This is a genomic window from Paenibacillus ihbetae, from assembly GCF_002741055.1.
Lineage (GTDB): Bacteria > Bacillota > Bacilli > Paenibacillales > Paenibacillaceae > Paenibacillus_AQ > Paenibacillus_AQ ihbetae.
Genome location: NZ_CP016809.1, coordinates 1,284,802 through 1,307,740 on the forward strand (window position 1 = coordinate 1,284,802; position 22,939 = coordinate 1,307,740).

Annotated in this window: 21 protein-coding genes; 4 read left to right on the plus strand and 17 right to left on the minus strand. The window is 51.9% G+C overall.

Translation table 11 applies throughout. From position 1 onward, the window contains the following. Nucleotides 1–22: 22 nt before the first annotated feature. The 8 genes from BBD41_RS05950 to BBD41_RS05985 form a co-directional block, all read right to left on the minus strand. Nucleotides 23–961 carry an ABC transporter ATP-binding protein gene (locus tag BBD41_RS05950; RefSeq protein WP_007129455.1) on the minus strand — a complete coding sequence of 313 codons (939 nt, stop codon included), beginning with the start codon at nucleotides 959–961 and terminating at the stop codon, nucleotides 23–25. Beyond that, nucleotides 958–1,953 carry an ABC transporter ATP-binding protein gene (locus BBD41_RS05955; protein ID WP_007129454.1) on the minus strand — a complete coding sequence of 332 codons (996 nt, stop codon included), beginning with the start codon at nucleotides 1,951–1,953 and terminating at the stop codon, nucleotides 958–960. The genes BBD41_RS05950 and BBD41_RS05955 overlap by 4 nt, the downstream gene beginning before the upstream one ends. A gap of 13 nt (nucleotides 1,954–1,966) precedes the next feature. After that, nucleotides 1,967–2,917, minus strand: coding sequence for an ABC transporter permease (locus BBD41_RS05960; protein WP_007129453.1), 951 nt, complete (start codon nucleotides 2,915–2,917; stop codon nucleotides 1,967–1,969). Nucleotides 2,918–2,919: 2 nt separating this feature from the next. Then, nucleotides 2,920–3,852, minus strand: coding sequence for an ABC transporter permease (locus BBD41_RS05965; RefSeq protein WP_077565012.1), 933 nt, complete (start codon nucleotides 3,850–3,852; stop codon nucleotides 2,920–2,922). A gap of 211 nt (nucleotides 3,853–4,063) precedes the next feature. Further along, a complete protein-coding gene (locus tag BBD41_RS05970; protein WP_077565010.1) occupies nucleotides 4,064–5,725 on the minus strand; it encodes a peptide ABC transporter substrate-binding protein in 1,662 nt (553 codons plus the stop codon). A gap of 149 nt (nucleotides 5,726–5,874) precedes the next feature. Further along, nucleotides 5,875–6,261, minus strand: a complete 387-nt coding sequence (locus tag BBD41_RS05975; protein WP_077565008.1) for a DUF3397 domain-containing protein — start codon at nucleotides 6,259–6,261, stop codon at nucleotides 5,875–5,877. Nucleotides 6,262–6,274: 13 nt separating this feature from the next. Next, nucleotides 6,275–7,234 carry a ketopantoate reductase family protein gene (locus BBD41_RS05980; protein ID WP_099476994.1) on the minus strand — a complete coding sequence of 320 codons (960 nt, stop codon included), beginning with the start codon at nucleotides 7,232–7,234 and terminating at the stop codon, nucleotides 6,275–6,277. Between the two features lie 151 nt (nucleotides 7,235–7,385). Further along, nucleotides 7,386–8,036 carry an RsfA family transcriptional regulator gene (locus BBD41_RS05985; RefSeq protein ID WP_099476995.1) on the minus strand — a complete coding sequence of 217 codons (651 nt, stop codon included), beginning with the start codon at nucleotides 8,034–8,036 and terminating at the stop codon, nucleotides 7,386–7,388. A 344-nt stretch (nucleotides 8,037–8,380) separates the two neighbouring features. On the opposite strand from BBD41_RS05985, the gene BBD41_RS05990 reads away from it, so the two are divergent. After that, entirely contained in the window at nucleotides 8,381–8,617 is a 237-nt protein-coding gene (locus tag BBD41_RS05990; protein ID WP_007129447.1) for a DUF2626 domain-containing protein, read from the plus strand. A 274-nt stretch (nucleotides 8,618–8,891) separates the two neighbouring features. Next, nucleotides 8,892–10,001 carry a coiled-coil domain-containing protein gene (locus BBD41_RS05995; RefSeq protein ID WP_099476996.1) on the plus strand — a complete coding sequence of 370 codons (1,110 nt, stop codon included), beginning with the start codon at nucleotides 8,892–8,894 and terminating at the stop codon, nucleotides 9,999–10,001. Between the two features lie 212 nt (nucleotides 10,002–10,213). On the opposite strand, the gene BBD41_RS06000 is transcribed toward BBD41_RS05995, so the two are convergent. Both BBD41_RS06000 and BBD41_RS06005 read right to left on the minus strand, forming a co-directional pair. Next, nucleotides 10,214–11,473 (minus strand): extracellular solute-binding protein, encoded by a 1,260-nt coding sequence (locus BBD41_RS06000; RefSeq protein WP_077565002.1) that lies wholly within the window; start codon nucleotides 11,471–11,473, stop codon nucleotides 10,214–10,216. A gap of 370 nt (nucleotides 11,474–11,843) precedes the next feature. After that, nucleotides 11,844–13,175 carry a PhoH family protein gene (locus BBD41_RS06005; RefSeq protein WP_040738501.1) on the minus strand — a complete coding sequence of 444 codons (1,332 nt, stop codon included), beginning with the start codon at nucleotides 13,173–13,175 and terminating at the stop codon, nucleotides 11,844–11,846. 117 nt (nucleotides 13,176–13,292) lie between these two features. Here BBD41_RS06005 and BBD41_RS06010 point away from each other — a divergent pair, with 117 nt between their 5' ends. Beyond that, nucleotides 13,293–13,961 carry a YhcN/YlaJ family sporulation lipoprotein gene (locus BBD41_RS06010; protein ID WP_099480481.1) on the plus strand — a complete coding sequence of 223 codons (669 nt, stop codon included), beginning with the start codon at nucleotides 13,293–13,295 and terminating at the stop codon, nucleotides 13,959–13,961. 446 nt (nucleotides 13,962–14,407) lie between these two features. Here the strand turns inward: BBD41_RS06010 and BBD41_RS06020 are convergent, their stop codons facing one another. From BBD41_RS06020 to BBD41_RS06040, 5 genes are all read right to left on the minus strand, one after another. Beyond that, on the minus strand, nucleotides 14,408–15,511 hold the full coding sequence (locus BBD41_RS06020) for an LCP family protein (protein ID WP_099476998.1): 1,104 nt from the start codon (nucleotides 15,509–15,511) through the stop codon (nucleotides 14,408–14,410). Between the two features lie 167 nt (nucleotides 15,512–15,678). Continuing rightward, nucleotides 15,679–15,972 (minus strand): YlaH-like family protein, encoded by a 294-nt coding sequence (locus tag BBD41_RS06025; protein ID WP_077564996.1) that lies wholly within the window; start codon nucleotides 15,970–15,972, stop codon nucleotides 15,679–15,681. A gap of 48 nt (nucleotides 15,973–16,020) precedes the next feature. Beyond that, the gene (typA, locus tag BBD41_RS06030) at nucleotides 16,021–17,862 is read right to left on the minus strand and encodes a translational GTPase TypA (protein ID WP_077564994.1); all 1,842 of its coding nucleotides are present in this window, start codon (nucleotides 17,860–17,862) and stop codon (nucleotides 16,021–16,023) included. A 137-nt stretch (nucleotides 17,863–17,999) separates the two neighbouring features. Then, entirely contained in the window at nucleotides 18,000–18,512 is a 513-nt protein-coding gene (locus tag BBD41_RS06035; RefSeq protein ID WP_099476999.1) for a hypothetical protein, read from the minus strand. 241 nt (nucleotides 18,513–18,753) lie between these two features. Next, nucleotides 18,754–19,419, minus strand: a complete 666-nt coding sequence (locus BBD41_RS06040; protein WP_099477000.1) for a TerC family protein — start codon at nucleotides 19,417–19,419, stop codon at nucleotides 18,754–18,756. Between the two features lie 130 nt (nucleotides 19,420–19,549). Here BBD41_RS06040 and BBD41_RS06045 point away from each other — a divergent pair, with 130 nt between their 5' ends. Further along, nucleotides 19,550–20,236, plus strand: coding sequence for a TerC family protein (locus BBD41_RS06045; protein WP_077564988.1), 687 nt, complete (start codon nucleotides 19,550–19,552; stop codon nucleotides 20,234–20,236). Between the two features lie 209 nt (nucleotides 20,237–20,445). On the opposite strand, the gene thiI is transcribed toward BBD41_RS06045, so the two are convergent. Both thiI and BBD41_RS06055 read right to left on the minus strand, forming a co-directional pair. Continuing rightward, nucleotides 20,446–21,684, minus strand: a complete 1,239-nt coding sequence (thiI, locus tag BBD41_RS06050; RefSeq protein WP_099477001.1) for a tRNA uracil 4-sulfurtransferase ThiI — start codon at nucleotides 21,682–21,684, stop codon at nucleotides 20,446–20,448. Continuing rightward, the gene (locus BBD41_RS06055; RefSeq protein ID WP_099477002.1) at nucleotides 21,681–22,841 is read right to left on the minus strand and encodes a cysteine desulfurase family protein; all 1,161 of its coding nucleotides are present in this window, start codon (nucleotides 22,839–22,841) and stop codon (nucleotides 21,681–21,683) included. Before BBD41_RS06055 ends, thiI begins: the two co-directional genes overlap by 4 nt. Between the last annotated feature and the right edge of the window lie 98 nt (nucleotides 22,842–22,939).

Below are 22,939 nucleotides of genomic sequence, written 5' to 3' on the forward strand. Positions count from 1 at the left end.
ATTCCTACTTGTCAGGGCCGATTTATGCATAAGCCTTGGCAACCCAATGGCCCTTGGATACCTCGACCAGTTCGGTATCATCCACATCCAGCTGGACCGTTCCGTCCTCGCCCTTGGCGGCCGAAATCGGTCCCTGCATGTCATTTTCCATTTTAAGACGTGTCTTGTTCGCCTCGATTTCCGGATCCGGAATCGGAATGGCGGACAGCAGCGTTTTGGTGTAAGGATGGATCGGGTTGGCATACAGCTCTTCACTGTCGGCCAGCTCGACCATTTTTCCGAGATACATTACCGCTACGCGGTCGCTGATATGCTTGACCATCGACAGGTCGTGAGCGATGAAGAGGTACGTCAAACCGAGGCGGTTCTGCAAATCCTTCAGCAGGTTAACGACCTGTGCCTGAATCGATACGTCGAGCGCCGAGATCGGCTCGTCGCAAATGATGAATTTCGGATTGACCGCAAGCGCGCGCGCTATGCCGATCCGCTGCCGCTGGCCGCCCGAGAACTCGTGGGGATAACGCGTCGCATGATCGCTGTTCAGGCCGACCATGTCAAGCAGCTCCTCGATCCGCTTCTTGCGCTCTGCGCGGCTGCCGGCCATGCCGTGAATATCCAGCGCTTCGCCGATAATGTCGGAAACCGTGAATCTCGGATTCAGCGATGCATACGGATCCTGGAAGATCATCTGCATATCGCGGCGCATCGCCTTCATTTTCTTCGGCGACAGCTTGTAAATGTCCGTACCATTAAAGTTAACGCTGCCTGCCGTCGGCTCGTACAGACGCAGAATCGTCCGGCCCGCTGTTGATTTGCCGCAGCCGGATTCCCCGACCATACCGAGCGTTTCGCCTTCGCGGATATAGAAGTTCAGGTTGTCGACCGCCTTGAGCACATTGCCTCCGCCGACATTAAAATACTTCTTGAGGCCTTTCACTTCAATCAGATGGTTATCCTTCATGAGCTTTGCGCCTCCTTCGCCATCGGATGCAGGTTCCAGCAGCGCGCCATGTGCGTGTCGCTGAATTCCGTCGCCCCCGGGTCGATCCGTTCGCAAATCTTCATCGCCTCATCGCAGCGGGCGCAGAACGGGCAGCCGACAGGCGGCTTAATCAGATCCGGCGGCGTTCCGATAATCGGAATGAGCGGCTCGTCCTTCTTCTGATCCAGGCGCGGCATGGAACGAAGCAGCCCTTTCGTGTAGGGGTGCTGGGGATTTTTGAAGATCTCCCATTTCGTTCCGGTCTCTACCACTTCGCCGGCATACATGACGATCACGCGATCGCACATGCCGGCCACGACGCCGAGATCATGGGTGATCAGAATAATCGAGGTGCCGAGACGCTGCTGCATCTCCTTCATGACGTCCATGATTTGAGCTTGGATCGTCACGTCCAGCGCCGTTGTAGGTTCGTCCGCAATAAGCAGCGTCGGCTTGCAGGCAAGCGCGATCGCGATCATCGCACGCTGACGCATGCCGCCCGAAAATTCATGCGGGTATTGATCAAATCGTTCCTCGGCATTCTTGATGCCGACGAGCTTCAGCATTTCGATCGCCTGCTTCTTCGCTTCGGAGAACGACATGCGCTGATGCTTCACGAGCACCTCGGTTATCTGCTTGCCGATTTTGATGGTCGGATTCAGCGAGGTCATCGGATCCTGGAAGATCATCCCGATATCCTTGCCGCGGATCGCTTCCATCTGTTTATTCGTTTTTTTGAGAAGGTCCTGCCCTTGGAAAATGACCTCTCCTTTTTTGATCTCTGACGGCGGCGACGGAATCAAACGCATGATGGTCTGGGCGGTTACGCTTTTACCGCTGCCGGACTCACCAACGATGGCAACCGTCTCCCCCTTGCCGACTTCAAAATTCACGCCGCGCACAGCCTTTACCTCGCCGCCGCGAACGCGAAACGATACGTTGAGGTCTTTAACCTGCAAGATCGGTTCCATACCTTCCCACCTCCTATTTTTTCAATTTCGGATCCAGCGCATCGCGCAGACCGTCACCGAAAATGTTGAATGCAAGCATCGTCAAGCTGATGAACAGAGCCGGGAACAGCATCCGCCAAGGATAGTACATCCATCCCGACAGAGCGTCATTAATCATGGAGCCCCACGAAGCGACCGGCGCTTGTACGCCAAGGCCCAAGAAGCTCAGGAACGCTTCCGAGAAGATCGCGCTCGGCACCGACAAGGTCAACGTAACGATGATCGGTCCCATCGCATTCGGAATCAAGTGCCGGAACAGCAGCCGCGGCGCGCTTGCGCCCATGGACCTGGAAGCCAACACGAACTCCCTGTTTTTCAGCTGCATAATTTCGCCTCGCACGATCCAGGACATGTTGATCCACCCTGTAATCGTCAAGGCAAGTATGATCGTCCCGAGACTCGGCTCAAATACGACCAGAAGCAAAATCGTAACCAGCAAGTAAGGAATGGAATACAAAATTTCTGCGAACTTATTCATGAATTCGTCGACGCGCCCGCCAAAGTACCCCATAATCCCGCCGTAAATAACGCCGATCATCAGGTCAATGGCTGCCGCCGCAAGGCCTACCGTCAAAGATATGCGGGCTCCCATCCAGGTGCGGACAAACACGTCGCGGCCCAGATCGTCCGTACCGAACCAATGCTCGGCGGAAGGCGGAGCGTTCGTATTCATCAAATCATTGGTTTCATAGTCATAATTCGAAATCATCGGTCCGATGATCGCCATGATGACAATCAGGATCATGACAACGAGGCCCGTCATCGCAAGCTTATTCTTGCGCAATCGTTCCCAAGAATCCCGCCAGGAAGACAAGCTTTCCCGCTGGATGACTTCCGACTGCTTCTCATCCGGACCGATCTTCCGGAAATCTTCAGGCGTTAATTGCTGAGCGGCCGGATGAGGCATTCCCTGTTCTGTCGCCATGTTTACCCCTCCTTCCCGCCGGATAGTTTAATGCGCGGATCTACGAATACGTATACGATGTCCGTGACGAAACGCGCCAGCATCAGCAGGATGCCGTAGAAAATCGTAATCCCCATGATCACCGTATAGTCACGGTTCGTAATGCTTTCCACAAACTGCTTGCCGATGCCGCCGATACCAAAAATTTGCTCGATAACGACAGAACCGGTAATAATGTTGGCCGTCATCGGACCGACATACGTAACCACCGGCAGGATGCCGTTGCGGATGACATGGCGGAACATGATCGCAAACCAGTTCAGTCCTTTGGCTTTCGCCGTCTTGATGTAATCCGAATGAAGCACTTCCAGCATGCTGGAGCGGGTCAAACGGGCGATAAACGCGATCGGCTGCGCGGACAATGCCATAACAGGCAGGACATAATCGAGCGGACCGTCAAAGCCCATGACATTGAACAGGCCGGCCTTCTCCGCCAATACGAACTGCAGCATGGATGCCAGGACGAAGCTCGGAACCGCGATCCCGAGAACCGAGATAATCATCGCTATATTGTCAATCAGCTTCCGGTGATAAAGTGCTGCCAGCATCCCCAGCAGTACGCCGACGATAACGGAGACGACAATCGCGATCAGACCCAAGCGAAGCGAAGGTCCGAACGTATCTACTATAATATCGGTGACCGATTGCCCCTGATGCTTCATAGACAATCCGAAATCACCTTGAATGATATTACCTAAATATTTCGTATATTGTTGAAAAACCGGTTTATCCAAATCATACTGCTCCATCAGCCTCGCCAAGATTTCAGGCGATGGTTTTTTCTCTCCCATAAACGGATCTCCCGGTATGGCCTTCATAAGAAAAAAAGTGGCTGAGATCAGTATGAACAAGGATACAAGCATGTAAAAAAACTTACTCGCCACATACCTCAGCATTCTTGTCGTCCTCCTGCTCCTGTTGTTCTATACCAAGCCGTCTATTTCATTGTAGTCTTCCCTAATCAAATGAGCATCCAATAAGTTTCACCAATGGACACAGGATTTGGTAACCGGGCGCTCATACAAAAAAATCGGGATATATATGAGGTGTAAGAAGCCCCACATATATATCCCGAACTGCAACCTTTTATAAAGGAATTACAGAAGACTACTCGATATACGCACGTGTGAAATCGATATCGCCTTTATAATCAAGATGGAGGTTCTTCACCCAAGGTTTAACCAGGGAAACGCTGGAGTAGTAGTAGATCGGCATAACAACCTGGTTGTCCTGAACGAGAATCTTCTCCGCTTGAGACATCAATTCCATGCGCTTCGCATTGTCGCTGGTCGCATAGGCTTCCTTGACAAGCTTGTCATACTCTTCGCTCTTGAAGCCGGTATCGTTGTTGCCGCCGGTCGATGTCCACATGTCGATATAGGTCATCGGGTCATTGTAGTCGGCTCCCCATCCGGAACGTGCGACTTGGTAGTTGAGATCCGTACGGTTCTTCAAGAATACGCCCCACTCTTGGTTTTGTACCTTAACCGTTACGCCAAGGTTGTTCTTCCACATATCCGCGATGGCCAGCGCAATTTTCTTGTGGTTGTCATCGGAGTTATGGATCAGCGTAACCTCTGGCAGCGTCGTATAGCCTTTTTCCTTCATGCCTTGCTCGAGCAGCTTCTTCGCTTCTTCCAGATTCTCATTGAAGTAGTTGTCAGGAACTTCTTTACGGTATTCATCCTTCTCGCCTTTGATGCCCGGAGGAACGAAGCCGTAAGCCGGGAGCTGTCCGCCTTGCGTAATTTTCTCTACGATCGCCTTGCGGTCGATTGCCATCGAAAATGCTTTTCGGATGTTTACGTTATCAAACGGTTCTTCCGTTGTATTAAAGATATAGAAGTACGTCGAGGCGATCCCCTTGATCACGAGCTCATCGCCAAGCTCTTTCTTCACCGCGTTCAGCTGGTCCGTCGGAATGTTTCCTGTCGGATGTCCGGCATAATCCAGCTCGTCGTTACGATAGCTGGCAAGCTCGGTCGCAGAGCTGTTAACGATGCTCATTTGTACTTTCTCAAGCTTGATGGAATCTTTATCCCAATACTGGTCGTTCTTCACAAGCTCGATCTTTTGGCCTTTCGTCATTTGTGAAACTTTGAACGGACCATTGCCGATCAACGTATCCGGTTTCGTTGCCCAAGAAGCGTTGCCTTCAACGGATTTATGAACCGGGAAATACGTTTGGAACGACATAAGGCTCAGGAAGTATGGCGTCGGGTTTTCCAGCGTCACTTCCAGCGTGTAGTCATCGGTTGCTTTTACACCGACTTCGTTAACGTCTTTCAAATCTCCTTTGTTGTACGCTTCAGCATTCTTGATGTAGTACAGCTGGTAAGCGTAAGGGGATGCGGGAGTAAAGTTAGGGTCGAGCACGCGCTTCCACGCGAATTCGAAATCCTTGGCCGTTACCGGATCGCCGTTGCTCCATTTGGCGTCCTTGCGAAGGGTGAACACATATTTGAGGCCATCTTCGGAGATGTCCCATTTTTCCGCTACGCCAGGTTCTTCCGTGCCGTCGGCACCTTTGCGAACCAGACCTTCAAACACAGCGTTGATTACCGTATTCGATGTATTGTCCTGGGACAATCCTGGATCCAATGTCGGAGGGTCGGAGGCAAGGTTCATGCGAAAGACTTGTTCTTTCGGCTTGTTCCCTGTTCCGCTGTTGGCACTTTGATCATTCTTGTCAGCTCCGCATGCGGCCAACACTGAACTGAAGGCAAGAATCAGTGTCATGAGAAGCAGCAGTTTCTTGTGTTTCTTCATCTTGCGTTATCCCCCTCATAAAATTAGGTATATGCTTATCGATTATACAACCAGTGGTCAAAAAAATCCATAAATCAGAAAATTGAAAAATCTGCCTGATCCTAGATCTGGCAGATTCCCCAAGTGTTATCTTAACGATTAAGTTGTCCCTATGTAACCTTAATTATGTATGTTAATAGTCCAAAAAATGTAAAAAGTAAGTACCCTGCGCTTAATCCGACAAACCCCAGCCGCCATACCGCCCTGACGAGTCTTTTCCCATTAACCCGGCCCTTCCAGCGGTTTTGTGCACTTCCGATCAGCCCTGCCCCGATGAGCAGCAGCAGTAAGATGAGATAAAAACCGAATTTTGACTGGAAGGTAATGTTAAATAAGGCCGATACCGAGAAGATTAAAAAGAAGGTCGTCACGTCCATAGCAAGCTCAATCGCCTGCTTACGGCTGTTTCCCTTTCGAATGACGATGAAGTACACCAAGAAGAACGGAATGAACGGAATTACACTCAACCAAAAGAACAGATTATTCAAGAAACCCATGCCAACGTACCTCCTATATAGTCATCCCCTCAATAAGCTGTAAAATGAGCTCGTGGTGTGGTGTAGCTACTCTATACCTTCTGCCCATGCGGACGATACTTCCGTTAATCCAGGCCGCTTCCGTTGTGCGCCCCTCAAGCACATCCTTCAGCATCGAGGAGGTGTTATCCGAGGTAGACCGGCAGACTTGCTCGATTTGCTCCCATAGATGGCTCCCAAACGGGATATTGCCTGCCATATATACGGCCTTTCCTTCATCGTAAAGCGCCCTCATGATCGCCACCCGCTGCGGTGAGGCAAGCAGCTCTCCGTTTCGAACCCGCCACAACGCCGTCAGCGGATTGATGACAGCATTCATGAGCAGCTTCCGATAGATCATCTCTTCCATTTCTTTCGACAAAAACGACTCAAATCCTGCACGGTTAAGCTGTCTCACCAGCTCGATTTCGGATTCGTCCTCCTGCTCCAGACCGCTGGACCCCTCAGCTTGGGGCAGCTTCCCGATCGTCGTCGTTCCGTGTCCTGCATGAAGCACCGATGCCGCTCCGTTACGCTTGGCGCCCTCCGTCGTTATCGCTGCGTAAAGCTCCCAGGCCGGCAGGAAGCGATTAAGAAGCTCTATATGGCCTGTTCCGTTTTGGAAGCAAACTAACCTGCGCTTCGCATCCCCGTACGGGAGGAAAACTTGCTTCGCCGTCTCCTCGATTCCTTGCTGTTTCAGCATTAGAAATAGATAATCTGCTTCCTCCGCCCCGCCCCGAGCCGAGAAGGCAGACAGCGGATATGCCTCGATCCGGTCCGGCTGGACCACGGTCCGTTCGCCGGCCGTATGTTCAAGCGAAATCCCTTCTGTCCCGATTTTCTCCGCCTGTTGAACGCTGCGGCACCATAATGTAACGTCATTTCCTGCTGCCGCAAGCTTCGCGGCATATAGCAAGCCCAAGGAACCGGCACCCAAAATATGTATGTTCATGCTTACCTCCGCCATCGCTAGAAATAACAAAATGCTGTACTAGCTCTAGTATATATCAGAAAGATTTCATATACGCACAAATAACCCGCCAAAGCGCATGAAATGCACTAATGCGGGTTACGGCTGCTAGCATCGAATGTCTAGCCTGTTTCTATTCGATTCGTTCCAGATTTCCGTTGGCGTCCATTTTGAAGCGGGTCTTGAGCTCCTCGTCTTCTTCATTCAGAAAGGCCAATCTTCGCGCACGGTCCATGATCTGGATCAGCGCCTTATAGTCATCATTGACGACATGGTAATCGGTTTTCACTTCGCTGACTTCCTTCAGGAGACGCTCATTCTCGCTGCGTAGTCTTGCAAGCTCTTCCTCTTTCTCGCGCAGCGTTTTCTCCAGCAGCTTATACTGGCGTGAGCTTTCCTGCAATCCGCCCTTCCATTGACGAAGGAAACGGATGACGGCATCAATGGACAGCGTTTCTTCCGTGGCCCCGTCATTTTTATAAGCATCCTGTTCCAGTTCCTGGGCAGCCACGCCTGCAACCTGCGGGCCGCTAAGCGACGACTGCTTTTTATAATAACTTCTCTTTTGACGCTGGGATTTCGCCAAGCTGATCGCTTCCTCGTATTTTTTGCGCACGCAGCTGTTCCATCGAAATCCGCAGGCGGCCGAAGTGCGGCCGATCCGCTCTCCCACTTCCTCAAAGGCGGCCAATTGGGTGCTGCCCTCCCGAATATGGCGCAGGGTCACCTCCGCTAAAATCAGATCATCCTCTGCGCTCCATGCATCCTGTCTTACTGCTGACATACCATAAAACCCTCCTAACGACATCCTAAAATAACCGTCTTCAATACCGTAAATCGGCTGCTGAATAGGGTATAAAAACTGCTTAATTAATTCCTATGCCTCTCATAGAGTTCATAGAATCTATTTGATACTAAAATGTATTTCCATTTTGATTACAGATCATACGCTTATACGGGGAATTGGTCCGAAACGCCAGAAAAACTTCCTGATTATTTCGGAACCTTCTTTGCACATAATAAAAATAAAAGCAGGTTTTTCTTGAGTTAGGCGTTTACACCATTTTCCCGTAACGCTATAATGGGAATAGCGGCATTATGTGCGTACATACGAGAGGAGGATATATCGTGGCACGGATGTTTCGAGTGCTGGGCTTTTTTACCCTAACGATCGGGTTAATGGCCTTCGCCGGTGATCTTATTGAAATGGCTCTGCTGTTCTTCCTGCAGACCGCATTTTTCGTGATCCTGGGATATTTGAAATTCACGGAGAGAACCTATATTCTTCTCTTCTGGGCTTATATGATCGTGACCTTCACAGGCTTCAGCTACTGGACGGTCTTCGTTATGGGCAAGCCGCTCTAATGAATGCCAACAAACCAAGCAGGCGAATATCCGCTCCCGCTGGCGCTTTTAGCTTGGACAACCCGGCTAGGCTATAGCCGGGCGCGGATGATTTCCTTGCGATTCGTGAACAGTATCTTCAAAGAAAAAGCGATCCGGAGCATTTGGCTGCGGGTCGTTTTTTTTCAGCTCCAAAAGGTTGATATTTATAGTGTCATCATCATATATTGGTTAACAATGAAGGGACAGCGGATGGATTCCTTTCGTCTAAACAACCATTCAAGGAGGACTCCTGTTGATTGAACGATTAAAAACGCCGATCCTCCCGTTCATGCTTACGATGCTTCTGTTGTTCTGTTTCATGTTTACTCCTGCGGTATACTCCGAGCAGGATGCCGGCCCCCTCATGCCGGACTCCGAAGAGGCGCGCCGGATCTTGCAGGATAGTCTGTCCATTGTCGAGATCGATGAGGAGATTTCCCGGATTTCGAGCCGGATTATGGAGCTTGAAGCATTGCAGGACGAGCTCCAGGGGAAAATCGGTGAATTGGAGCTGACGATTCGTGACCGCCGGGAACGCGCCGGAGCTGTGCTGCGCTCCTATTACATGGGCGAGCGCGAGCAGTTATATTACATGCTGTTATCCGCTAAAAGCTTGGCCGGCTTTTTCCGCGTGCTGGACTTTTACGATTTGATCATTCAAAATGACCGGGACGTATTAACGGCCTACAACCGCCAATACCAGGAGCTTGCCTCCTCCAAGGCTGAGGCTGCCCGGAATGCAGCTGCGCTTGTTGAAGTCAAGGATAATCTGGTCAGGCAGCGGGAACGAGTGCTTGCGCTGGAGAAGCAGGTCGACAGCGCCGTATCGGCCAGCAGCAACCCGGAAGCGATGAAAAAGCTGATTGAGGAGTTTACTTTATATTGGGAGAACGTCGGCCTCTACGAGGTGAAGCGCCATTTCCGGGCCCTGGCAAACGCAATGGAAAATCTTCCGGATTTCGTTCAGGGCAGCAAGAACATTTTGAAGACAAATGGGAAAGTGTATACGATCAACATTCATGAGGATGAGCTCAATGCTTTCCTTCGATCCGAGGATGAGCTCTTCAACTCGTTCGCCTTTCATTTCAACGACGGCAAGGTCATTGCATCCGGAGAAAGCGGCAATTTATCGCTCCTGATCGAAGGCCGGTACACGGTTGTCGATGATCCGCAGAACGCGATTATGTTCCAGGTCGACAAGCTTGTATTCAACCGGATCGAGCTTCCCGACACGACGCGCCAAGCGCTTCAGGAGGAATTCGACATGAATTTCTATCCGAAGCAGCTGGTGTCCTTTCTGAAAGCAACGGAGGTTTCCAGCGCCAATCAGAGGCTTATGGTCACAATGGAGCTGGATTTATAAGCATGTTTTATCTGAAGTAGACCACTGCAATTAAGCACAGCATGGACAGTACCAACCCCCGCCGCTATCATCGATAATGCTTGTACGGATTAACTGACATTAGATCGCTGCCTCTATTTATCGACTACATAGGTTGAACAACCAAAACAGCTGCCCAAACGTTCACAATCAACGTTTGGGCAGCTGTTTGACGTGCGAATTCTAATCGCGTTCTATTGTGACTCAGGAGGATGCAGCTCTAGGTACTTCTCTATGGTTATTTCGCCGCTCAGCAGGTTCCGGGCCGCTTCGGCATAAGTCTGGAAGCTTCCTGACGCTCCAAAATCGAGCACCGAAGCTTCGTTCTCGGCAAGCAGCAGTTGAACCGGTACGGCCGTCTTTTGCCAGATACCTTGATCATGAAGCAAGTGGCTGCTGGTCACGTAAAGCTCCGACAATACAGGCAGCGTCCCCGCCGACTTGCTCCATTCGCGCTGCTGCTCTTTCCCCGTCATATAGGTTATCCATTTCATGGCGAGCGCGGAAGATTCCGTCTGTGCCGCGACGGCAAGACATCGCGTTCGCACGACAGGCGACTTGGGGCGATCGTTCCCCATAGCCAAGGCAAGCGACCGACCGTCAATATCCTGACCGGCAAAGCCTGAATATGGCCCGATCTTAAGGCTCCCCGGCTCCTTGCTTGGTTCTGATCCTTCCCCGGGCTCCTGCTGCTCGTCGCTCGTGATCTCCGAAGCCGGTCTGACGCCCCGAAGGAGCAAGTCCAGGGCTTCCCGATCAGGCTTGGACGGATCTCCTTCCATTAGGTGTATGGCGGCTGCAAAGGCATAGGGATCCCCTAAGTCAAAGGATAGCACCGCACCGGATGTATGTACGCCGAAATATTGTTTCCATTCCTTCCGGCTTCGGGGAAACTCCCCGGAGGATCCGTCCTTCCCGTGCCCGTTCCAGACCATGACGTAGGGGTCGATGTCGAAAGGCAGGCCCCATTGGTATCCGTTCCACTGCAGGGGCGTGAGCAGGCCGCTCAATGCCTCGCCGTCCGGCACAACCGCTTGGGAGGCATCGACCGGGAGCAAATAACCATTCACTGCAAGCGCTTTTATATCATGTGAATCGGTCAAAAGGATATCCGGCCCTTCTCCCAGGCTTAACTGCTTCATAAAGGCATCCAGGGATTCCTCTCCGTCCGGATCATCCGATTCCAGAGGAACAATCTTAACCTCGGCGCCGTATTCTCGCATAAACTGCTCATTCAGTTCATTCAGCTTCCTCAGCTCGGCGCCGCTTAACTGAACCCCGACCTGAATCGGGCCCTGGTCAGCCTCCGGCGTTTCCGGACGCTGTTCGGGCGGAACCGGCTCATCTCCGGGCGGCTCACGTTTGGTATAATGAGTGAAGTCGAAACTGGGAGATAAACTGGATAAAGACAATAATAAGACCGCAAAGAGGAACCAATATTTTTTCCGTTTCATATCCCGCTTCACTCCTTTAAGCCGCTTGCCCTTATTTTACCAAACCTCTAGTCCTCTTGTCCTATCTCATTTATAGATTATACCATCGGTTTGAAAGAACAGACAGATAGAACTATACGAAACATAACCTGCGCAGCTGTATAGAATCTTGTCAAGTGAATCCGGAACGCTTTGAGTGGCTCCTCCCTCGGGTACCTTAGCGGCAGGCACTCAGGCAGTAGCAGCGAATGCGAAGGATCTCTATTGCAGCCCAATGCTCCGAAATATATCAGAAAAGACGGTCCGGAAATATAAGTATCTTCCGAACCGCCCCTTTTATCATCCGAAATATCGTTTGTACTCTTTCTTTATTTCTCGGGAAATACCAGCTTTAAAGCAAATCTGCAGCCAGCTGAGCCAGCTTGGAGCGCTCTCCCTTCGTTAATGTGATATGACCGCTCAGACGCTCCTGCTTAAACCGCTCTACCACATAGGTCAGGCCATTGCTCACTGCATCCAGATACGGATGATCGATCTGCTCCGGATCTCCCATAAGAATGACTTTGCTTCCTTCTCCGGCCCTTGACACAATCGTCTTGACTTCGTGCCGCGATAAGTTTTGCGCTTCATCCACGATAATGAATTGGCCCGGAATGGAGCGGCCGCGAATGTAAGTCAGCGCCTCGACCTGAATACTGCCGAGCCCCATCAGTATTTTATCGATATCGCCCGATTTCTTGGTGTCGAATAAAAATTCCAGATTATCATAAATCGGCTGCATCCATGGTCTCAGCTTATCCTCCTTCTCGCCGGGCAAATAACCGATATCCTTCCCCATCGGAACGACCGGCCGGGCAATGAGCAGCTTCTTGTATCGGTGCTCATCCTCGACTTTGGACAGACCGGCAGCGAGCGCCAGCAATGTTTTCCCCGTTCCCGCCTTCCCCGTGATCGTCACGAGCGGAATATCGTCGTTCAGCAGCAGCTCGATCGCCATTCGCTGCTGGGCGTTCCGGGCGCTTATTCCCCACACCGGCTCATTGCTTAAGTGCAGCGGCTCAAGCCGGGTCGCATCCTCATTGACGCGAAGCAATGCCGACTTGGCCGAGCCCATCTCATCCTTCAAAATGACGAATTCGTGCGGATACAACAGATAAGGCAGCTGCAGCGGTTTGATCGGAAGATAGCGGTAGCTGTAAAACTCGTCGATCACCGACGGGTGTACCTTGATCGTCGAATAACCGGGAAACAATTCGCTCGGATCGGCCGTCCGGTCGGACAGGTAGTCTTGCGTCGTTAATCCAAGCACATCCGCCTTGATCCGGACCAGTACGTCCTTGCTGACGAGCACGACAGCTTTGCCGTCCTCCTTCGGTTCCTCCTCCAATTTATAATTTAACGCGACAGCCAAAATTCGATTGTCGTTGGTAGCCTCACTAAACAGTTCCTGTACCTTGACGAAGCTGCGATGATTCAGCTCGACCTTCAGTGTCCCGCCATTTTCCAGAAGCACCCCGTCATGGAGGTGTCCACGTTCCCGTAAACCATCCAGCAGCCGGGAAACGGTGCGGGCATTTCGGCCGATTTCATCGGCATTACGCTTCTTAGAATCGATCTCCTCAAGAACCACCGCAGGAATGATGACCTCATGCTCCTCAAAAGCATAAATGGATTGAGGATCATGCAGCAGTACGTTCGTATCCAGCACAAATATTTTACTCATCTTATCCCTCCACTGCTTCTTCATCATCAGGTACACATTAAACCATATCGTCCCGGACATAATAAGCTTAGCCTCTGGAGTAATCGAATGAAATTTACGACGAAAGGACAGATTCATATGAAAGCTGCTCTATCCCTAGTGCTGACGATGTTGCTTCTCGCAGGCTGCGGGACTGCCAATAACAATGCATCACCCTCTCCTCGTAATCAAACGAATGGGCAGACGAACAACACGACAGCCCAAAGCTTGAATGGTAACAGAGGCCTTGCCACCGACAATGTCGATGGTTGGGGCCCGGGTATCACGAACAGGGGGGACGCGGCTGACAATACCCAAGGTAATGCGCAGGTGGATACGTCTACCGCCAATCATTTGAAATCGTTGGCCGAAAGTGTACCAGGCGTCAAGAACGCCAACTGTGTGGTCATGGGCAATACGGCCGTTGTGGGACTTAATGTTGATGGAAATCTCGACCGTGCTGAAGTAGGCACCATCAAATACACGGTCGCCGAAGCTTTACAGAAGGATCCTGCCGGGGCCAACGCGCTCGTAACAGCCGATTTGGACGTTACAAACCGCATTGCCGAGCTTGGCCGGCATATCCAGGAGGGCCACCCGATAGCCGGACTGGCCAGCGAGCTTGCCGATATCGTCGGCCGCATCATTCCGCAGCTGCCCAAAGATGTCACGCCTAGAAACGGAAACGCGCAAGATCACGGAGGACGGACGGTACAGCCGAACAGTCCTCAAGGGAATGCACCGCAAAACACCAACCGCAGCAGATAGACATTTCATGACGGCAATCGATTCGGGCTTCGGACGAAGATCCGTGTTTGTCCGTCAAGACTCCACATTTTTCATACAAAAAAGCCCAGTGAAATTCCACTGGGCTTTTTACATGGCCATAGCTTTCCCTTATTCAGCAAAACTGCTGGTTGAGAGCAACGGCCGGCGTATTCAAGAAATGGCAGCGAAAATCCGCCCGTTTCGAGATCCAATTCCGACCCGTGCGGCGGAACGAACTTCGAAACGGAGCAGATGTCGTCTTCTGCGGAGTGTATACGGATGGAAGTTGACCGCACAAATCCCCAAGCTGCATCAGCAGCCTGAACATACCGGATCGGCGCGCGTGTCGTGTGCATCATTGGGTAGGACATAAATGAGGCCTCCTGTACAATGATCTCCATCTGTTACATTGTATTATATCACACGGTAAAACTTGCCTTCAATTGTCACGGCGAGACGGTATCTTCCGCTTCTCCCCCTGCTGTCCCGGCTTTATGATTGCCGGCCAGCTCCTCCTGCAGCGCTTGCTTCGCCTTCTCCAGCTCAGCCGAACTGATATACACATTCGGGCTCCGCCATTCGCCGGTCACCGGCATAAACCGAACGTCATCCTTCTTGATATCGTAATATGTTGCGATCAGGTTGCGGATTTGATCCTGCTCCAGATCGGTAATCATATTGTCCGATACCGCATCCAGCGCATTGCCGACCTTGGCCACCCCGCCTAAAGACTTCATGCGGTCCAGCAAGGAGTGAAGCACTTCGCTCTGACGGGCATTGCGGTCGAAATCGTTGGATTCCTTGGTTTTCGGGTTGCAGTTCATCGATTTCCGGTAGCGTACATAATCCAGCGCATTAGCGCCGTCCAGCTTCTGCGGGCCTGCTTTCAGGTTGATATCCGTGCCATCAACGGAGTCCCTGTGGCACATATTGTACTTCACGTTGACATCAACGCCGCCAAAGGTATCCACAATATCGCGGAAGCCCTGGAAATCGATGACGGTGACGTAATCGATGTTCACTCCCATGTATTTGCTCATCATGACCTTCATTTCATCCTCAGGCTTAATCCCGCTGCCCGGCTGTTTTTTCTCGGCCTTGTTGAAGGCAGCTTTGAACTTCGGATAATACGAGTTCAGCTTGTTCGGCACATACCCATCAAGCTCGACGAGCGTATCCCTTGGGAGCGATACCAGCGTCGCCGTATTCGTTTCGGGATGCAGCGACACCACCATGACAACGTCCGTCAAATAAGTCCCGGTTTTCGGACGGTAGTCCGTTCCGAGAAGCAGCATCGTGATCGGCTTCTCCTTGGCGGATTGCCCTGGAGGCACCGGCTTGTCGATTCCGCTTTTCTCGATAACTTCATTGCCTTTAAAAAACAAATAACCTGCATAGCCTGCGGCGGATAGGATTGCGATCAGCAGAATAATCAGAATCGTTTTGAAAAATGTTTTCACGCCGCTTTTTTTTCGTTTTGGAGCAGACGATTTCTTGCCCTTCCCCCCGCTTTTTGATCTTGGAGGGAGATTGGTATGATTAGGATTCATATCATTGCACCTGATTTCATTCAAATTAGATGAATGTCCGATGGACGCTCAGACCTAAGGACTGGGCATTCATCGGACCATGGGTTACTTCTCTCTCTTATTAAACGACGGGGACTGACAAAAAGTTGCCGATCATCAGCATAAAATCGTGTATGCTGACACCGATATTACGATTTGGATTCCGCCTGCGTCTTTTTCTTCTGGCGTTCTTCCACAAAATAGCGTATCCGTACCATGAACATCAAGGCGACCGCTACAAGCAGACATTGGATGATCGGCAGCTTATCGATTTGGAACACGAGCAGAATCGCCGATCCGAGCAGCATCAGAACGTAGAGCAGAATCTCCTTAAGCAAGGGGAGCTTCTGCTTAACCCGAAACACCTTGTTGTACACGTAGGTAATCATCACAAAGATCAAAATATACGAGATGAGTGGATGCGCGGCCAACCATTCCTGCATGACAGGCTCACTCCTTTTACGGACAAGTAATCTTTAGCTTACTCTCTATTATAGATTCGCTTGCGCCATTTTACGATGTTTTTCTGCACGCTCGCGTTCGCTCTTGTTCAGGATCTTCTTCCGCAGACGCACAGACTTCGGCGTAATTTCGCAATATTCGTCATCATTCAGATATTCAAGCGCCTGCTCCAGGGAGAAGATGCGCGGTGTCTTCAGCTTCACCGTGTCGTCCTTCGTTGCGGAACGGACGTTGGTCAGCTGCTTTTCCTTGCAGATGTTTACGACGATGTCGTTGTCACGGGTATGCTCGCCGACGATCATGCCTTCATAAATTTCGGTTCCCGGCTCGAGGAACAGCGTTCCGCGGTCTTCTACCGACAGCATGCCGTAGAAGGTCGACGTTCCGTTCTCCGTCGATACGAGCACGCCTTGGTGGCGTCCGCCGACCTGACCGCCTACCAGAGGTCCGTAGCTGTCAAATGCGTGGTTCATCACGCCATAACCGCGGGTCAGCGTCAAGAAATGCGTGCGGTATCCAATCAAACCGCGGGCAGGAATCAGGAATTCCAATCGAACCTGTCCGTTGCCGTTATTCACCATATTGACCATTTCAGCCTTGCGCGTTCCAAGGCTCTCCATGACCGCACCCATGCTTTCCTCCGGCACGTCGATCATCAAGCGCTCGATCGGCTCCATTTTGACGCCGTCGATTTCGCGGACGATAACCTCCGGCTTGGATACTTGAAGCTCATAGCCTTCGCGGCGCATGTTCTCGATCAGGATCCCGAGATGGAGCTCACCGCGTCCGGAGACGATATAAGCGTCCGGGCTGTCGGTTTCTTCCACTCTCAAGCTGACGTCCGTCTCGAGCTCTTTGAACAAGCGGTCGCGCAGCTTGCGGGACGTCACCCATTTCCCTTCGCGTCCGGCGAAAGGACTGTTGTTCACGAGGAATGTCATCTGGAGCGTCGGCTCATCGATTTTCAGCACCGGCAGTGCTTCCGGATGCTGAGGATCGGCGATCGTCTCTCCGATGTTGATGTCTTTGATACCGGCAATGGCAACGATATCGCCTGCGCCGGCTTCCGAAACTTCAATCCGCTTCAAGCCCTGGAAGCCGAACAGCTTCTCGATCCGGGCGTTCTTGCTGGATCCGTCGCGCATGATGACCGTAACGGATTGTCCTTGCTTGATAATGCCGCGGTTTACGCGGCCAATCGCGATGCGGCCCAAGTACTCGTTGTAATCCATCAATGTAACGAGGAACTGAAGCGGCTCGTCCACTTTCTCCGTTGGGGAAGGAATGTGCTCGATGATCGTTTCGTACATGGCGAGCATATTGTCATCCTGCTTGTCCGGATCCTTGCTTGAGGTTCCGTTCAAGCCCGATGCATAAACGACCGGGAAATCCAGTTGATCGTCGTTTGCGCCAAGCTCGATGAACAGGTCGAGCACTTCATCGATAACTTCAGCCGGACGGGCAGCCGGACGGTCGATTTTGTTCACAACGACGATTGGCGTCAAGTTATGTGCAAGCGCTTTGCCGAGCACAAATTTGGTTTGAGGCATGCAGCCTTCATAGGCATCGACGACGAGCAGAACACCGTCAACCATTTTCATGATCCGTTCCACTTCGCCGCCGAAATCGGCGTGTCCCGGAGTATCTACAATATTGATCAGATAATCTTTATACGTGATAGCCGTGTTCTTGGCCAAGATGGTAATCCCGCGTTCGCGCTCCAGATCGTTGGAGTCCATCGCGCGCTCCTGCAGCGTCTCATGCTCCCGGAAAATACCGGATTGCTTCAGCAGCTGGTCTACAAGTGTTGTTTTGCCATGGTCGACGTGAGCAATAATGGCAATGTTGCGAATCTGATCTCTTGATTGCATAAATGTATCTCAAATCCCTTCTGTTCGAATGAGCCACAAAGAAAGCGCCGGACGACATGCCGACGCTTCAACATACTCCTAATAATATAGGGAAACGAATGGTGAAATCAAGTCTTTTCAGAAAACTTCCAGTAATATTACCATCCCCGGCTCCACTTGTTGTTTCGTCCGGAGCTATTGCGCCTCACGATCATCCATACGCCTGAAGCAATCAACAGAAGCGCGATGATGTAGAGTGCCGCCGACGACAGCCATGTGAAGAAGAGGATGAGCACGGACAGCGCGATTAATCCGAGCGCCATCGGAAGCGCTCCGCCCGGCCGCGGCATTTCAAACCAATAATATTCAAACAAGCCGACCCCGACGCCCAAAATCAAGATCGGCCACAAGGATGACATAAGCCCCCATCCTGCAAAATTGCAGATCAGGAACAGCAGACCATATACGGTTAAGATCCCGCCCGGGATAAGAATGCCTGCCGACATCCGGCGGCCGAAATACAGCAGATGGAGCAATATGCCCGGCAGCAGCACGAGCAGCGGCCATAACGTCCGGCCCAAAAAGCCGAATACGCCGAGTTTGCCAAGGAATATGACAATACCGGCCCCGACGATAAACAAGCCGAGCGCCAAATCTTTTCTTGAGGACATCTGATCACCCTCTCTTCAATATGTATGATTCATTACAGCCGCGCGTTTTATTAGTCGTTCGATACGTTAATTTTAGCCCAAACCGACAAAAAAAACTATATCCCGAGCTTGTTCCATTTAAATAATTAACCAAAATCGCGGTTTTCAACAAAAAAATGGATGACGGTCCATTACCGGACCCGTCACCCATCGTTATTCGTGCTTTCCGTACGCCGATTCAACCCTTGCCACGCCAAACGAGCTAAGCTCTATGCCGCTTCCCCATCGTCTGCAGACCGCCGATCAGGATGACGGCCCCCGCAAGCATTAACGGGATTAGGCTGTGGCCGTGAGGCAGCCAGTAAGCGAGCAGCACGCCGACGCGCGCATCCTGCGTCAGCATTTCCCCTGCGGTAAAGGCCAATATCCCTGCCCCGATGTACAGGAGCAGCGGAAACTTATGAAGCATCGAAGAAATCAGGCCGCTCCCCCACACCACGATCGGAATACTCAGCAGTATGCCGATCGCGATCAATGCCAAATCGCCGTTAGCCAAGCCTGCAATGGCGAGCACATTGTCCAGACTCATCACAAAATCGGCAACAAGTATCGTGTTGATCGCGGACCAGAGCGTAAGCGATGCGGATATGGAAACATCATCGACCGTCTTAGGGGCCATCAGCTTGAAGGCAATCCAGACGAGGAGGAGTGCGCCTCCAGCCTGCAGAAAGGGGATTTTCAGCAGCAATACCGCAGCCAGGGTCAGCACACATCTCATCAAGACAGCCGCAACGGTTCCGATCCATACAGCCCGTTTGCGGTACTTATCGGGAAGGTCCTTGCTGGCCATGGCTATTACCAGTGCATTGTCACCGCTTAATACGAGATTGATCATCAGAATTTGTCCAAGCAGAAGCATCGTTTCCATGTATGTCACACCCCCACTCTAACACATATGAGTCAGGTGGTCAGGCTATGCTTGCACAACCGGAAAAATAGGCATATAATGAATCGGCTTTCTGTTATTGTGGAACCGTATACGAAGAGGAGTGACATGCATGGAAACCACCGCCGAATTTTTTCTGGCCCTTATCAACATCGTTTTTCTCGATCTCATTCTAGCCGGGGACAACGCCATCGTCATTGGGCTCGCGGCAAGGAATCTTCCGCCGACCACCCAGAAGAAGGCTATTTTATACGGAACGGGCGGAGCGGTTGTGCTCCGGATTATAGCCACCATTCTCGTTGTCTGGCTGCTCAATATTCCATGGCTCCTGCTGGTCGGGGGCATTCTTTTGATCGGCATTGCGTACAAGCTGCTGACCGATGATAACAGCGACCATAACGATATTAAGGCAGGCAAAAGCCTGGGCTCTGCCATCCGCACCATCATCGTGGCGGATGCCGCGATGGGACTCGACAACGTCATCGCCGTAGCGGGCGCATCCAAGCACAATATGGTGCTGGTTACGATCGGGCTGTTGATCAGCGTACCGATCGTGGTCTGGGGCAGCACCCTGTTTATTAAACTGATCAATCGTTTTCCATGGATCATTTACCTCGGCTCGGCCGTGCTCGCCTACACAGCTTCGTCCATGATTACCGACGAGAAGCACTTCCATACTTATTTTGAAGGCCATCAGATCATCAAGTATCTGTTCATCGCCCTCATTATCGTTGGGGTGTTGACGGCAGGCCATCTGAAGAAAAAATCGCAGCAGCGGCAATCGTCAACAATGTCTTGATGCTTCTGTGGATAAGAGGCATCCTAATAGGTTCTTAACCTTCGGGAGACATTTACCTTTTTCATGTAAAAAAGAGCAAGCAGCCAAGGAAAACCTTAGCCGCTTGCTTTTTTTTAAGTATATTGCGGGTTGGAGCCTGCGGGCGGCCCCCTGTTAACCTGCTGACGCTAATGCTGAAGCTGCTGAAGCCTAATCTGCTAACCCGCTCCCTAGAACCAGTCCTCGTTAACAACTGGCTCCTCATCGTTCGGGGAGCTTGCGCCGATGTTCGTGTCAGGTTTAATGATCAGCGTTTCGGTTCCGGCTACGGCTGCCTCAATCCGTGCAGCCAGCTGCTCCAACGAAGCCTCCACTCTCTCCACGACATGCAGGTTCGGATTCGTTGTCGGGGATTTGGGAACAAACAGCGTGCAGCAATCCTCATAGGGAAGAATGGACGTTTCATATGTGCCGATATCAATCGCCGTCCGGATAATCTCATTCTTATCGGATGTAACGAGCGGACGCAGAATCGGCAGGTCAGTGGCCCGGCCGATGACGTTCATGCTCGCCAGCGTCTGGCTCGCTACCTGGCCCAGGCTGTCGCCGGTAACAATCGCCAGCGCCCCCTCCTTCTCGGCAAGGGTGGTCGCTATTCTCAGCATTGCCCTGCGCATGAGGGTGATAATCAGATTATCCTGCCCGATCCCGACAAAGGACGTCTGCACATCCGTAAATGGAACGAGATGCAGCTTCAGCCTGCCGGCATACCCCGATAAAATCCGGGTTAATTCCATAACCTTCTCTTTGGCGAGTTGGCTTGTGTAAGGGTAGCTGTAAAAATGAACGCACTGAATTTCAAGTCCTCGCCGCATCGCCTCCCAGCCCGCTACCGGGCTGTCGATCCCGCCGGACAAGAGCAGCATGGCTTTCCCGTTCGTTCCGAGAGGAAATCCGCCGACACCGGGGATCACCTCATAGAACAGATAGGTTCTTTCTTGACGGATCTCGATCCGGAGCTCGATCTCCGGATTTTTCACCTGTACCTTCAACTGGGGATAGACCCGCAGCAGCGGCGAGCCGACCAGATGGTTCATCTCCTGGGAGGAGTGGGGGAACGGCTTCCACACCCGTCTGGCGGTCACTTTAAAGGTTGTTTCCTTCGTCAATTCCTTCTGCCCTACAAATTCAACAGCGGTCTTGATAATGCTGTCCAGCTCGGAGGGGCATACTCGGACGGGGCTGATCGATACAAGGCCGAATACCTTCTTCAACGCACCCGCCAGCGCCTCGGGAGACTCCCCGTTCAGTTCCACATACAATCTTCCGTATTCCTTTATGATGTTCGCGTTAGGGAACGGCCGCAGCACGCTCTTGATATGGTTATGCACCGATCTCTCGAACCGGCTGCGGTTTTTTCCTTTTAACGTAAATTCGCCGAAGCGAAGCAGCAGCATATCATAAGTCATTCTCGTTGTCCCTCTCTTTCCATAATCGGGCGCAGCTTGTCGCACACAATGCGGAGCGCCTGCGCCAAAGAAGCCGCATCCTCAGGCTGATGCTCCTTGCCGAGGCTGATGCGGATGCCGGAAGAAGCATGGGCCGTATCCTTGCCCATGGCGAGCAGTACCCGGCTCGGCTCGCTTAGCTTGGAGGAGCACGCCGACTTGGTCGACACGAGCATCCCCTGCTCCTCCAAGGCATGCACCATTACTTCCGGCTTCAATCCCGGACAAGAGAAGTGAACGATATGCGGCGCGCTCCGTTCGCTGCTGTTCAGTTCCAGTCCCGGAATTTGGCGAATTTCATGAAGCATCAGATCCCTGATTTCGGTCATTCGGGCAAACAATTCAGGCTGGCCCTCCTGTGCGAGGCGCATCGCCTTGGACATCGCGACCGCTCCGGCAACATTTTCGGTACCGGCCCGGTGGCCGCTTTCTTGCGATCCGCCCGACAGGATTGGAAATAGCTGGACGCCCTGTTTGACGTACAGCAGGCCCATTCCTCGGGGACCGTTGAATTTATGAGCGGACAGGCTGTACAGATCAGCCTTCCATGCGGCCAGCTCAACCGGAAGCTTTCCGAATCCCTGGACGCCGTCCACGTGCAGCAGCGTGCGCGGATTCAGTTCCTTCACGATCCGGCCGATATCCGCAAGCGGGGAGATGGCTCCCATTTCGTTGTTGACATGCATGATGCTCACCAGCACCGTGTCCTTCCGTATCGCATCGGCCAGTTCAGCCAGATCGACAACGCCTTCGGCGTCCACCGGCAAATAGGTAACCTCCCAGCCCAGAGCTTCGAGCTGCTTGCAGCATTCGTATACGGATGGATGCTCGGTCCCGGTCGTAATGATATGCTGCCCTCTGCTGCGATACTTCATCGCTGCGCCCTTAATCGCCATATTGTTGCTTTCCGTGGCCCCCGATGTCAGCACGATCTCACTTGGCTGCACCTGCAGCGCGGCCGCACACACTTCTCGTGCCCGCTTCAGAAGCTTCCCGGCAGCCTCGCCTGAGCGATGAAGGGCTGACGGGTTTGCATAATGCATCTTCATAATCTCGGACATCGTATCCACCACCTGCTCCAATGGAGGCGTCGTAGCGGCGTGATCCCAATATATCAAGGTCATTTCCCCTTTCCATTCCCACTAACGGCAGTTCATTGTAACCCAGACTTTTATATTTACACAAAAAGATCAAACGGTAAAGCCGCCGTCCGTGA